This window comes from Microcoleus sp. B13-B6, from assembly GCF_036705405.1.
GTDB lineage: Bacteria > Cyanobacteriota > Cyanobacteriia > Cyanobacteriales > Microcoleaceae > Microcoleus.
Genome location: NZ_JAUBUJ010000048.1, coordinates 15,497 through 28,241, shown reverse-complemented (window position 1 = coordinate 28,241; position 12,745 = coordinate 15,497). Strand labels below are relative to the sequence as shown.

At 44.4% G+C, this 12,745-nt stretch carries 11 protein-coding genes and 2 pseudogenes; 6 read left to right on the top strand and 7 right to left on the bottom strand.

The window, feature by feature from the left end:
- Positions 1 to 319: 319 nt before the first annotated feature.
- Positions 320 to 1,300: an SMP-30/gluconolactonase/LRE family protein gene (locus QUB35_RS20990; RefSeq protein ID WP_333143685.1), complete on the bottom strand. Its 981-nt coding sequence runs from the start codon at positions 1,298 to 1,300 to the stop codon at positions 320 to 322.
- 393 nt (positions 1,301 to 1,693) lie between these two features.
- Positions 1,694 to 3,418, bottom strand: coding sequence for a zinc metalloprotease HtpX (locus QUB35_RS20985; protein ID WP_333143684.1), 1,725 nt, complete (start codon positions 3,416 to 3,418; stop codon positions 1,694 to 1,696).
- Positions 3,419 to 3,637: 219 nt separating this feature from the next.
- On the opposite strand from QUB35_RS20985, the pseudogene QUB35_RS20980 reads away from it, so the two are divergent.
- The 3 genes and pseudogenes from QUB35_RS20980 to QUB35_RS20970 all read left to right on the top strand — a co-directional run.
- A pseudogene (locus tag QUB35_RS20980) lies at positions 3,638 to 3,889 on the top strand (glutamate-5-semialdehyde dehydrogenase); the annotation flags it as partial.
- A 29-nt stretch (positions 3,890 to 3,918) separates the two neighbouring features.
- A pseudogene (locus tag QUB35_RS20975) lies at positions 3,919 to 4,080 on the top strand (succinate dehydrogenase/fumarate reductase iron-sulfur subunit); the annotation flags it as partial.
- A 173-nt stretch (positions 4,081 to 4,253) separates the two neighbouring features.
- Complete coding sequence (locus QUB35_RS20970) at positions 4,254 to 4,763, top strand: acyltransferase (RefSeq protein ID WP_333143683.1); 510 nt, start codon at positions 4,254 to 4,256, stop codon at positions 4,761 to 4,763.
- Between the two features lie 182 nt (positions 4,764 to 4,945).
- Here QUB35_RS20970 and QUB35_RS20965 read toward each other — a convergent pair whose 3' ends face one another.
- On the bottom strand, positions 4,946 to 5,419 hold the full coding sequence (locus QUB35_RS20965; RefSeq protein ID WP_333143682.1) for a hypothetical protein: 474 nt from the start codon (positions 5,417 to 5,419) through the stop codon (positions 4,946 to 4,948).
- 313 nt (positions 5,420 to 5,732) lie between these two features.
- Here QUB35_RS20965 and QUB35_RS20960 point away from each other — a divergent pair, with 313 nt between their 5' ends.
- From QUB35_RS20960 to folB, 3 genes are all read left to right on the top strand, one after another.
- Positions 5,733 to 7,016 carry a glutamate-5-semialdehyde dehydrogenase gene (locus QUB35_RS20960; RefSeq protein WP_333143681.1) on the top strand — a complete coding sequence of 428 codons (1,284 nt, stop codon included), beginning with the start codon at positions 5,733 to 5,735 and terminating at the stop codon, positions 7,014 to 7,016.
- 396 nt (positions 7,017 to 7,412) lie between these two features.
- Entirely contained in the window at positions 7,413 to 8,780 is a 1,368-nt protein-coding gene (locus QUB35_RS20955; RefSeq protein ID WP_333143680.1) for a serine/threonine-protein kinase, read from the top strand.
- Between the two features lie 156 nt (positions 8,781 to 8,936).
- On the top strand, positions 8,937 to 9,293 hold the full coding sequence (gene folB / locus QUB35_RS20950) for a dihydroneopterin aldolase (RefSeq protein ID WP_333107691.1): 357 nt from the start codon (positions 8,937 to 8,939) through the stop codon (positions 9,291 to 9,293).
- A 105-nt stretch (positions 9,294 to 9,398) separates the two neighbouring features.
- On the opposite strand, the gene nuoK is transcribed toward folB, so the two are convergent.
- The 4 genes from nuoK to nuoH form a co-directional block, all read right to left on the bottom strand.
- The gene (gene nuoK, locus QUB35_RS20945; protein WP_333107704.1) at positions 9,399 to 9,704 is read right to left on the bottom strand and encodes an NADH-quinone oxidoreductase subunit NuoK; all 306 of its coding nucleotides are present in this window, start codon (positions 9,702 to 9,704) and stop codon (positions 9,399 to 9,401) included.
- 193 nt (positions 9,705 to 9,897) lie between these two features.
- Complete coding sequence (locus QUB35_RS20940; protein WP_333143679.1) at positions 9,898 to 10,521, bottom strand: NADH-quinone oxidoreductase subunit J; 624 nt, start codon at positions 10,519 to 10,521, stop codon at positions 9,898 to 9,900.
- A 309-nt stretch (positions 10,522 to 10,830) separates the two neighbouring features.
- Positions 10,831 to 11,406 (bottom strand): NAD(P)H-quinone oxidoreductase subunit I, encoded by a 576-nt coding sequence (gene ndhI / locus QUB35_RS20935; protein WP_333123438.1) that lies wholly within the window; start codon positions 11,404 to 11,406, stop codon positions 10,831 to 10,833.
- 102 nt (positions 11,407 to 11,508) lie between these two features.
- Entirely contained in the window at positions 11,509 to 12,627 is a 1,119-nt protein-coding gene (gene nuoH / locus QUB35_RS20930) for an NADH-quinone oxidoreductase subunit NuoH (RefSeq protein ID WP_333143678.1), read from the bottom strand.
- Between the last annotated feature and the right edge of the window lie 118 nt (positions 12,628 to 12,745).

The following is a 12,745-nucleotide window of genomic DNA, read 5'->3' as shown; positions in this document are numbered from 1 at the left end:
ATAAAGATTGCAGATTGACGGTTTGCGACGCACCTTACTCGCGTCTCTCTTCTTGTGTGTACCACATATACATGGAAACAGTAGCAGCTATATTATGTGGTGTTAATCGGTAGGGTGCGTCGCTCCTTGATATTTGATAAAGATTGCAGATTGACGGTTTGCGACGCACCTTACTCGCGTCTCTCTTCTTGTGTGTACCACATATACATGGAATATGCTGTATCATGCCCGGTCAATTACCCCTAATAAAAAGTGTTTGCCGTAAGGAATAAAGTCCTCACGACAAACCGCTTTATTTTCAACTTCGCCCGATTTTAGATTATTTTCCAGCCCGCACACCCGCAATTTTAAGGCGAATCCGATACAGACTTGTACTTCCCGTAATATAAAGCGTTTTGCGATCGCTTTCTCCCCAAGCCAAATTAGTCGCCGTCTCAGGCACAGAAATCTTCCCCAAAAGCTTGCCATCCGGCGAAAAAATCCACACTCCCCCCGGCCCGGTGCTGTAAACATTCCCCTCTACATCAACTTTTAAACCGTCGGGTACTCCGCTTTGACTGGCATCTTTTAACTCCGCAAAAAGCTGCTCATTTGTAACAGTTCCGTCTGGTTTTACATCGAAAACGGCAATGTATCCCGATTCCGAATTGTTGACATAAAGTTTTTGCTCGTCTGGTGAAAAAGCGATGCCGTTCGGCAGCACCAAATCCTTAACCAGCAGAGTTAATTTTCCGTCTAGTGCCAGCCTATAAACACCGTAAAAACCCAATTCTTCCTGGTCTTTACTAACACCGTAGGACGGATCGGTAAAATAAATGCTGCCGTCGGATTTAACCACCAAATCGTTCGGGCTGTTGAGCCGCTTGCCCTCGTATCTATCCGCCAATGTGATAACTTTGCCGTCCTTTTCCGTGCGGGATACGCGGCGATTTTCGTGTTCGGCAGTAAGTAAGCGGTTTTCTTTGTCTAAAGTATTCCCGTTGGCTTTTCCCGAAGGGCGGCGAAATACCTCAACTTGCTGATTTGAGCCAAATTTATAGATAATATTGGCGGGAATATCGCTGAACAGCAAAAAGCCGTCTGGATGCCAAATCGGGCCTTCTATAAATTGGAAGTCGCCAGCTAGTTTTTCTAATTTTGCGCTGTCATCGAGAATATCTTGCACGGTGTTTTTTTTCTCTCTGTTTTCCGTTTGGGCCGTCAACTTTGTTAAGTTACCCCTAAGTTTTTTGCTGGGGCTGCTGACAGCTAAACTTAATACTATCAACAACAAACTAATTGTAGCAATTTTGACTGTCATGTTTGCTCATAACTGAATTACTTCCTTCATACTATAAGATTACCTATCTCCTTCTTTACTTCTTCCTTTTTTATTTCTGTGCGACAAGAGCGCTACCGCGCCGCTTCACTAACACGTCGAAAGCGGTTAGTTAACTCACTATTTTGATAAAAAAAAGATAAGTTAGAGCGGTATGAGATTAGATAAAACCGTATGTAATATCATGTCCGGTCGATTAACCTAAATCAGGTAGGGGCGGGTAAACCTGCCAATATCTGCCAATAATTGACCATCTCAAAAACCCGCCCTGCTGGGATATTATGGTCAATCGATCGGACATGATATCACCCAAAAATTAAGCTCGAATTTTCGAGCTTAATTTTATTTAACTTAAAAGGTTTCACCTGTCAACTATTAAGCAGGAAATGAAACAAATAGCGCCGCAATACCGATCGCGATCGCACCGATACCCATGACAAAAGACCAGAAGCGGTGATAACTCTTAACCGTCGTACCGCTATCGCTTTCAAGCTGAATCAAATCCATCCAAGGTGCAACACCCCGGCGGAACCAACCCAATGCGCTAACATCCATCCCAATCAAACTTTTAACCCGTTTCATGCCAAACAGAAAATTACCAATTGGGCCAAAACGAGAAGCATATCGCAGATAAATCATTCCCGTTCTATCTTGCAATTTCAAATCAGAACCAAACGCATAACCCGCATCGCCGCGACCAATTAATTCGCCTTGCAGTTGCGCCGGTTGACCCCGCAAAGGACTTGCGTAAGGGTCAGACATTAAGGTTAAAACATCTAAGTGTTCTGCTTGTTCGTAATTGGGGAACATCACCAAAGTCTTGAGCAAAATTCCCACGCCCAAACCGATTAAAGGACAAGAAATCATCATCATCGGGTTTACAGCATACAGCGCAATGCCGATCGCAAAACCCACCGCTAACCCCAAAGTTTCTGCACTGTACAGCAGTACATCGAACACAAAATTGCCGTACAATTTCCGCTTGCTCAAATCGTTGCCTTCGCCGACAATTCGGCCCATATCAAACTCAATATCCAAGCCTAATTGTTCGGCATAAGTGCTCAAAGCGCGAACTCGTTTACCAGTCAGCGGGTGAGTCGAGTTCAACTCCATCCACCAACCCCACGGATTAAACATATCCCACAAAAACACTCGCCCAATCTTTTCTGGTTCCGAAGAAATCCGGTAAGCAGTCCCAGTAGATGTGGCAGCTTTGGCATCGTAAATGCCTAAAGCGCGAGTTCCTTCTAATAAGCTGCTGGGTTCTGTTGCTCCTTGTCCTTCTTCCAAAATACCGTAAGCAATTTTTACCAAAGCGCGAGACAAAGCATTGGGGTTGCCAGTAGTTTCGGCAGCAAAATGGTCGGCAAAATATTCTCGCGTCCGCGACAAATACAGCAATAAATAAGTGCCAGCGATGTAAAACAAATAAGCAACAGCAGCTACCGTACCGGCCGCATCTTTAGCTTTGCTGCCACCACTTCGACCCATCCTTTGAGCTGTAGTGTAAATTAAATAAGTAATCTGCACCAAAGTCGAAGCTAAGGTCATTACTGCAAAGTCCCAGTGGACGATGTGACCGAGTTCGTGGGCGTAAACAGTCGCAATTTCCTCGTCGTCTAAATAGGTGAAAAGACCTTGACTGACGACTAAGCGAGCGCTGTTGGGAAATGAACCGTAAGTAAAAGCAGTAGGGTTTTGGTCGTCGATAATTCCTAAACGCGGATAAGAGAGTTTTTTCTGCTTGCAAACCTTCTGAATAACTTTAGCTGTTTCGGGACTTAGGCTTTCTATTTCTGCTAGGGAAACCCAGCGAGTATGGTATAGCCAATTTTGGGTTAAGTCCATCAAGTAAGGCGATAGGAAAAAAGCAGCGATGTTGAAAATTAGAGTTATGGGAAGTGCGATCGCCAATCCGGCGACTGGATCGGGGCTGTTGAGAATCAAAACAGAGGCTAAAGATAGCGCTAACACCATACCAAATAGCATGGTAATGGTGACGCCGGAAGCTAAAACAAGATTTCCGCCAGTTTTCTGTATCAGTTTAACGCCGGCTTTGCGCGATCGCCCTGCCTTGCGTAAAGGGGCATGAGATGACATAATAATCTCCAAAGGTTATTGACAAATGGAAATGCTCGTGGGATTTTATCTATACTTCACTGTTTTAACCTGTTAATGCCGATTACTGTAAGGGGTCTCAACAAAAATATAGAATTTCCTTGAGAATTGTTAAAACTGAAAACCGCCCCGAAATTTATTTCTGGGGATTCAATTCAAAACTCAAAACCCAAAACCCAAAACTATTTAAAATTTACTGCCATGTCTATTATTGAAATTGCCCAAAAAACGCGCGTATCTGCTAGAAAATTGGCAGTTTTGTCCGCAGGTGCCAAAAATCAAGCTATTGAGGCTATTGCGAAAGCTTTAGAAGCTGCTGCGCCGGATATTTTGGCAGCGAATTCGGCTGACTGCAAGGCGGCAAGCGCGGATGGAATAGCGAAACCGCTGTACGATCGCCTCAAGTTGGATGAGAGCAAGTTGAAAAGTGCGATCGCAGGCGTGCGCGACGTTGCGATCCACAAAATCGGCTGAAAAAATAAAACCCAGGCACGGAAGGCGTTTGGGGATGTACCCGTTGTTACTACTGCAACTGGGTTTGTCCGATGGAAGTTGCGCCGATGGATCAAAGAGGTAAGATTAAACAAGAGATTATCGGGCGCAAAGATGACCACGCCAGTCGATCGATTCGCCATCGGAAAGTCTGAATCAATAAAGAATTACGATTTTAGATTTCACAAATCCTAATCCTTGCATCCCAAATCTCAAATCCACGGCACGTCTTGGTCAAATACCATCTGTGTATCATCAACATAAGATTGGCAATTGTGGGAAATTCTAAACCTTATTTAATAGCAAAAAAGGAGTTTCGACAGTGATGAAAAAAAACATTAAAGTTATTGTCACTAAGATTTACGATATATTCTTTGCAAGTATAGTAAATTTTGCTATCACAAGATACATGGAGACAGACTTTCTCTATAAATACTTGCTTTACGGAAATGAAGAACGCTTGCAAATTGCTGAAACCGCTGTGGTAAACAATGCTACTTTTAACACAATTTCTGGCACTATCCAAATAGGAGAATATGTATTTTTTGGATTTCATGTTGTAGTGTTAACAGGAACACATGATTATAATAAATTCGGACGTGAAAGACAGATAACGGTTCCAGGTGTTGGAAAAGACGTAATCATTAAGGAGGGAGCTTGGCTGGCTAGTAATGTTACTGTTATTGGCCCTTGTATAATTGGAGAACATTCAGTGGTAGCTGCTTGTTCTCTTGTTAATAAGGATGTACCGCCTTATACTATTGTCGCTGGAATACCTGCTAGAGTTATCAAAAAAATTACCCCCCCTTCCAATACCGATAAAACGGTGGGTTAATAACCAGTTGTATAGGAAATTAAAGTGTTGAATGAGAATGAGTCCTGAAGTAACTCTGACTCTCGGAAACCGGGTTTTTAAATCTTAAGTAAACCCACCGAAACCAACACAATATCCAGATACCCGACTTCTTCAAAAAGTCGGGTATTTAAAAGAAGACACTTTTACCTTTTTAAAATAACTCAATCAAATATTAAGCAGGAAATGACACGAATAGAAATGCAATACCGATCGCGAGGGAGCATCTCATATTTGTAAAAATACTTCTTCTGGCTCCTTCCTTCTTCTGGCTCCTTCCTTCTTCTGGCTCCTTCCTTCTTCCTCTTTCCTTCTGCCTCCTGCCTCCTGCCTCCTGCCTCAAAACTCCAATTTCTAGCGGAGGGCTGCAAAGGTGAGATGCTCCCGATCGCGATCGCACCTATACCCATCACAAAAGACCAGAAGCGGTGATAACTATTAACCGTCGTACCGCTATCACTTTCAAGCTGAATCAAATCCATCCAAGGTGCAACACCCCGGCGGAACCAACCCAAAGCGCTAACATCCATTCCCATCAAACTTTTAACCCGTTTCATGCCAAACAGAAAATTACCAATTGATCCAAAACCAGAAGCATAGCGCAGATAAATCATTCCCGTTGTGTCTGGCAATTTCAAATCAGAACCGAAGGTATAACCCGCATCTCTGTATCAGTTTAACGCCGGCTTTGGGCGATCGCCCTGCCTTGCGTAAAGGGGCATGAGATGACATAATAATCTCCAAAGGTTATTGACAAATGGAAATGCTCGTGGGATTTTATCTATACTTCACTGTTTTAACCTGTTAATGCCGATTACTGTAAGGGGACTCAACAAAAATATAGAATTTCCTTGAGAATTGTTAAAACTGAAAACCGCCCAGAAATTTATTTCTGGGGATTCAATTCAAAACTCAAAACCCAAAACCCCAAACTATTTAAAATTTACTGCCATGTCTATTATTGAAATTGCCCAAAAAACCCGCGTATCTGCTAGAAAATTGGCAGTTTTGTCCGCAGATGCCAAAAATCAAGCTATTGAGGCTATTGCGAAAGCTTTAGAAGCTGCTGCGCCGGATATTTTGGCAGCGAATTCGGCTGACTGCAAGGCGGCAAGCGCGGATGGAATTGCGAAACCGCTGTACGATCGCCTAAAGTTGGATGACAGCAAGTTGAAAAGTGCGATCGCAGGCGTGCGCGACGTTGCGAAACTCCCTGAGCCGATCGGTGTCGTGCAAATTCACCGTGAATTGGATACAGGATTAATTCTGAAGCGCGTCACCTGTCCTTTGGGCGTTTTAGGCATTATTTTTGAAGCGCGCCCAGAAGCTTTAATTCAGATAGTATCCTTGGCAATCAAATCGGGAAATGGCGTCATTCTTAAAGGCGGCAAAGAAGCTGTTGGTTCCTGCGAAATCTTGACCAAAGTGATCCATCAAGCATTAGCAGAAACAGCGGTTAATCCAGAAGTCGTGCAGTTGCTAACCACGCGGGAAGAAACAATCGAACTGCTGAAAATGGATGAATATGTAGATTTGATTATTCCCAGAGGTTCTAATTCCTTCGTGCGGTTCGTGCAGGAAAATACCAGAATTCCCGTGTTGGGACACGCCGACGGCATTTGTCATTTGTACGCAGACAAAGCGGCGGATATTCAGAAAGCAGTAGAGATTTCTGTCGATGCAAAAACTCAGTATCCAGCCGCCTGCAATGCCATTGAAACTTTGTTAGTTCATAGTGCGATCGCCCCCAAATTCCTGCCCGCCGTTGCCGAAGCTTTGCAGCAGAAAAAAGTTGAATTGCGGGGAGACGGAAAAACTCGCGCCATCCTCGAAAATATTGCCGAAGCAAATGAAGCGGATTGGTCTACAGAATACAGCGATTTAATTTTGTCAATCAAAATAGTAGATTCTGGGGAAGAGGCAATTAATCACATCAATACTTACGGTTCCAGACACACAGATGTCATTGTTACCGAAGATAGCGAAGCCGCCGAAACATTTTTAAATGGAGTCGATGCGGCCGGAGTTTATCACAATTGTTCGACTAGATTTGCCGACGGTTTCCGCTACGGTTTCGGTGCAGAAGTGGGGATTAGCACGCAGCAAATGCCACCTCGCGGGCCTGTCGGTTTAGAGGGGTTGATTACCTATAAGTATCGAGTTGTTGGAGATAGCCATGTTGCCGCGAGTTATGTAGGGAAAGATGCTAAGGAATTTACACATCGAGATTTGTAAATCCTCCATAGCCGATCAAACCCGACAATAAAAAAGCCTGTAGGGGCGGGTTTTACCAACAATATTTGATGTTCACGAACAATTTATATAAACCCGCCCCACACAGCAGATAATCCAGATTAACCTGATGTTCGATCGAATGCCAAAAATGTAGATTTGGATGTGTCGTTGGGTGGGGGCGGGTTTATTATATTTTTGGTTTCTAACATTGATGGTTGGTAAAACCCGCCCCTACGATATCCTGTAGATATTGAATCTTAAGTAAAGTGTCCATTCTCCTTCATCCATCCCAAAAAAAAGCGATCGCCCTTCCTTCCCTCGCATTCAAACAAACTTAGCTACAATGAGCTATACTGTGCTCGGCGACTCCCCAACTCGAACAATTTGCCGTGGTTTATGTCTAACTCCTCCCTCCTCACCCCTGGTTCGACTCTCGAAAAACGCTACCGCATCCTCCGCGAATTGGGCCGAGGTGGCTTCGGGCGCACTTACCTCGCCGAAGATATCAACCGCTACAACGAACATTGCGTGCTCAAAGAGTTTTCTCCGGTGGTTCACAGCCCGAAAGCTGCCGAATTGTTCGATCGCGAAGCGAGTATGCTTTACCACCTCCAACACCCGCAAATCCCCCGTTTTCGAGAGCTCCTGCGAACGGATTTGGGCGGGAATCCATCTTTATTTTTAGTCCAAGATTATATCAAAGGTCAAACCTACGAAGAAATATTGATATCGCGTCAGCAAGAAGGTAAAAATTTTAGCGAAGCCGAAGTTACTCAACTGCTATTTCAGCTTTTACCCGTTTTAGAATACATCCACTCTAAAAATTTAATTCACCGCGATATTTCCCCGGATAATATTATTCAGCATGATGCTGACAAACTACCATTTTTAATTGATTTCGGTTCCGTCAAACAAATTGCAGCTAATGCCGTACTTCAGTTTAACGGACAATCGGATACGGCGATCGGCAAACAGGGTTATTCGCCAGCCGAACAAATGCGGCTGGGTAAAGTTTCTGCCGCTAGCGATTTGTACGCTTTAGCCGTCACGGCTTTAGTCTTGCTAAGTGGGAAAAAGCCTCAAAAATTGTACGATATTAACGGCAAAACTTGGAATTGGCGATCGCACGTCAGTGTCAGCTCAAATTTAGCCACGGTATTGGATCGGATGTTAGCAGAACAACCGGGCGATCGCTACCAATCTGCAAAAGCAGTCCGCGAAGCACTCAAAGATCCAAAACTATCTCACATTGGCAGTATAATTTCCCAAATGGTGACAATGAACTTTGTTGGCCGCCCGTTCAAAAATAGCACTCAAACTGCTACCAGCAATCATACTCCTGTTCACCAAACTCCTCAAATTGTTAATAACAACAGCACATTCAAGTTAATTCCTTGGAAAACCCTAGGGAGTTTAACTGTCGTTTTGGTGCCAGGACTTTTAGCTTTTAGTGTAGTCAAATCGGGTTTCACGTTGCCAAAGTTGCCGGATTTACCTAAATTTTCTTCGCGCCAACCGCCTCCCGATACATCCTTAGAGGAAGCAGAGATAATTCGTCAAGAAAAGATTGGGAAACGACGCAAAAATCTCAACATTGAGCAAGATATATTCTATCAAAAAGTTGATGAATTATATTACAATAAATATCCAGAATTACAAGGGCGCAGCTTGACAGAAAAGCCAGAAGATGCTGAAATTAGGCGGAAATGGTATGAAGTTGCTGAGGATTTATTGGACAAGTTGGAGAAAGGAGGAGAGTTGTGAAATTTAAGATAGAATAAAGAGTGATTGAACCGCAGAGGGCGCAGAGGGCGCAGAGGGAAGAGGAAGAGGGGGCAAGGAAAGAGAGGGAAGAGACAGATAACTTTATCTGGTTTAATACAAGTTGGTATAGGCAACGCACTTTTAGTTTATTGCAAAATGGATTCTATTCAACTTACAGGAATTCGCTGCTACGGATATACGGGCTATCTGCCGGAAGAGCAAGTTTTGGGCCAGTGGTTTGAAGTGGATGTTACTCTCTGGCTGGATTTATCGCAAGCTGGAAAAAGTGATGATATTCAACATACTCTTGATTACCGCAGCGCAATTACTCTGATTCAAAACCTAGTCAAAGACTCGAAGTTTTTATTAATCGAACGCCTAGCAGATACTATTGCTCAAGCGCTTTTACAACTACCGTTAGTCGAGAAAGTTAAACTACAACTCTCGAAACCTGCTGCCCCCATCCCTGATTTCGGTGGCAGAATTACTCTAGAAATTACTAGAAGTCATTAGTCATTAGTTCTTAGTCCTTAGTCCTTAGTCCTTAGTCATCAGTCTTTAATCTGCCTTAGTTTGTCGCTAATGACTGATGACTGATGACTGATGACTATTGATTAATTACCACTTCAGCAAGTTAAATTCTTCCATGTCTACGGTATTGCGGTTGCGATAAATCGCCAAAACAATTGCCAAACCTACGGCAGCCTCAGCAGCGGCTACGGTAACTACAAACACCGTAAATACTTGACCTTTAATTTGTACGGGGTCGAGATAATTGGAGAAACCCATCAAATTGAGATTGACAGCATTCAGCATCAACTCGATCGACATCAACACGCGCACTGCATTTCTGCTGGTAATCAAACCGTAAATACCAATACAGAAAAGTGCGGCGCCTAATAACAGGAAATACTGGAGTTGCAGTTGCATAAATTTTTTGAGTCTTTCTCAATCAACATTACTACAAGACAGAGAGATAGGTGCTGTGAACACCCTACTGTAGCGTGTCTAAATCATTCATACAGTAGGGTTAGTGCTCCGTACCTACCTCCGATCTGGGCAACCACGGGGCAATAGCCCCTACCTTAATTGTACGAATCATTTAGACTCACTACTTTTACTTAGATTCTGGCGAAGACACATCTCCGGCAGAAACTAATTCGCGAGGTCTTTCCGGCAAACTCAAAGCGGGTGTTTCCGATAGCTTCTTTGACAGTTCATCCGGGAAAAAATCGCGGCGTGCTAGGACAATTGCTCCTACCATTGCCATCAACAAAAACACTGATGCTAACTCGAAAGGCAGCAAAAAGTCGGTGAAGAAATGTTTGGCGATTGTAACGATCGAACTTTCGGCTGGTGCTCCTGTCGTCGCCACAATAGCCCAAGGAGTAGACACCACCATCGTACCCAATAGTGCAAACAAGCCTACGCAAACTACTGCTGTTGCTACTTGACGCACCCAAGCGTTGGGAATTATGCGGAAATCTTCGCGCTTGTTCACCAACATAATCGCAAACAAAATCAAGACGTTAACAGCGCCAACATAAATCAACACCTGCGCTGCTGCTACAAAGTCGGCATTCAGCAACAGGTACAAGCCGGCAATGCTGGTAAATACGCCGCACAGCAAAAAGGCTGAGTAAACGATGTTGGAGAACAGCACTACTCCTAGTGCTCCTGCAATCATCATTACGGACAGTATGCCAAACGAAACAATTTGAACCCCTTCAGCTAGATTCACAATTTTTTATCCTTTGTTAGTTGCTAATTGGTAATTGGGCATTGGGTATTGGGCATTGGGCATTTGTTATTGGTTATTGGTTATTGGTTATTGGTTATTGGTTATTGGTTATTGGTTATTGGTTATTGGTTGTTGGTTATTGGTTGTTGGTTGTTGGTTATTTGAAAAACTACTAACAAGTAACCACTAACCACTAACCACTAACTACTAACTACTAACTATGCCCCATGCCCCATGCCCCATGCCCCATGCCCCATGCCCCATGCCCCATGCCCCATGCCCCATGCCCCATGCCCCATGCCCCATTACCTACTTTTCGATAATTTCCTCTGGACGCAGACCGGCGCGGCGATCGGTGTAGGAAACTTCATGGGGGTCGATCGCACCTTTCGGCAAATAAGCGAATTCGCGCAGCGGTGTCACCATCGGATCGTCTGTAACCTTGTAGGGCAAACGTCCGAGGGCCACGTTGTCAAAATTCAATTCATGACGTTCGTAGGTGGCTAACTCATACTCTTCTGTCATCGACAAACAATTAGTCGGACAATATTCTACGCAGTTGCCACAGAAGATACAAACACCGAAATCGATACTGTAGTGCTTGAGTTGTTTCTTCTTAGTTTCTTTGTTAAATTCCCAATCCACCACAGGCAAATTGATCGGACACACCCGAACACAGACTTCGCAGGAGATGCACTTGTCAAATTCAAAGTGAATTCTGCCCCGAAAACGTTCGGAAGGAATTAATTTTTCGTAAGGATACTGCACCGTAATCGGTCGGCGTCTCATGTGGTCAAAGGTAACAGATAGCCCTTGACCGATATACTTAGCAGCTTGAAGAGTCTCTTTGGCGTATTCGCCTACTTGATTGAGGAATTTTAGCATGGTGTTCTCTCTCTGTACTTGAGTTTTTGGTAATTGCTAATTGATAATAGGTAATTGCTTAACAGCTATTTTTTTTAGCTGTTGCCATTTACCTATTACGAATTAACCGCCAAAAGCAAAAGGAAAGGCAAGCTTCAAAGCTGCGGTCAATAGCAAATTAACTAAAGCAACGGGCAGCAAAAACTTCCATCCCAAATCTAGCAATTGGTCGATCCGAACTCGCGGCAGAGTCCAGCGGAGCAGAACTGCCAGAAACAGGAAAAAGTAGGCTTTCAGCATCGTCATTGTAATGCCAAGCAAGCCGGTAATTACCTGCAACCAAGGAGTCGTCTCGCTCAATCCCAGGGCATTTGTCAGCACTCCGACAGGAATCGGGCATTCCCAGCCGCCGAGGTACAAAACTGCTACTAGCAGGCAAGAAAGGACGAGGTTAACGTAGGAAGCGATATAGTACAAAGCAAATTTCATGCCTGTGTACTCAGTCTGATATCCTGCTACCAATTCTTCTTCTGCTTCCGGGAGGTCAAAGGGCAACCGTTCGCATTCTGCTAGTGCTGCGATCCAGAAAATCAGGAAACCTGCGGGCTGCCGCCAGATATTCCAGCCGACAATGCCGTAGCCGGCTTGCTGCTGTACGATGTCGATCGTACTGAGGCTGTTGGACATCATTACAACTGCCAATACTGCCAAAGCTAGGGGAATTTCGTAGCTGAGGGATTGAGCGGCGGCTCTGAGTCCTCCGAGGAGGGCGTATTTGTTGTTAGAAGCATAGCCGGACATCAGCAAGCCGATCGGCTGAATGCTAGACAGAGCAATCCACAGAAATATTGCTGTCCCCATATCGGCGATCAGCATATGCTCTCCGAAGGGCACGATTAAGTAAGACAGAAAAACTGGAATCACCACAATTACCGGGCCTAGGGTAAATAGCAGCGCGTCAGCTTTTGCGGGTACGATGTCTTCTTTGAATACCAACTTCAGACCATCAGCAACGGGTGCTAGCACTCCCAGAGGGCCGATGAATTCCGGGCCTACCCGCTGTTGAGCGGCGGCGGAAATTTTCCGTTCCAGCCAGACGCTAGTCAGTACCCCGAAGACGGCAGCGACAATCATCAGCAACATTGGCAGCGGTAGCCAAAGCACTTGGGCGATGTCCGCCGGTAAGCCCAAATTCATCAGGGCTTCTACAAAACTTCCTTGTAAGTCAATTCCTGGGTTCATTATTTCCAGCTTTTGAGCGCTCGCATATATTTTTATACCCATCCTTAGTAGGAGTAGGCTTGGAGAGTCGGGTGTTTGTAAAGATTTTTAATGCTTTACCGCTTTTTAGTATATCGCC

Bases quoted from the DNA above. Each gene is read 5' to 3' on its own strand.
- QUB35_RS20990 (WP_333143685.1), bottom strand. From the start codon at position 1,300: ATGACAGTCAAAATTGCTACAATTAGTTTGTTGTTGATAGTATTAAGT.
- QUB35_RS20985 (WP_333143684.1), bottom strand. From the start codon at position 3,418: ATGTCATCTCATGCCCCTTTACGCAAGGCAGGGCGATCGCGCAAAGCC.
- QUB35_RS20970 (WP_333143683.1), top strand. From the start codon at position 4,254: ATGAAAAAAAACATTAAAGTTATTGTCACTAAGATTTACGATATATTC.
- QUB35_RS20960 (WP_333143681.1), top strand. From the start codon at position 5,733: ATGTCTATTATTGAAATTGCCCAAAAAACCCGCGTATCTGCTAGAAAA.
- QUB35_RS20955 (WP_333143680.1), top strand. From the start codon at position 7,413: ATGTCTAACTCCTCCCTCCTCACCCCTGGTTCGACTCTCGAAAAACGC.
- folB (WP_333107691.1), top strand. From the start codon at position 8,937: ATGGATTCTATTCAACTTACAGGAATTCGCTGCTACGGATATACGGGC.
- ndhI (WP_333123438.1), bottom strand. From the start codon at position 11,406: ATGCTAAAATTCCTCAATCAAGTAGGCGAATACGCCAAAGAGACTCTT.
- nuoH (WP_333143678.1), bottom strand. From the start codon at position 12,627: ATGAACCCAGGAATTGACTTACAAGGAAGTTTTGTAGAAGCCCTGATG.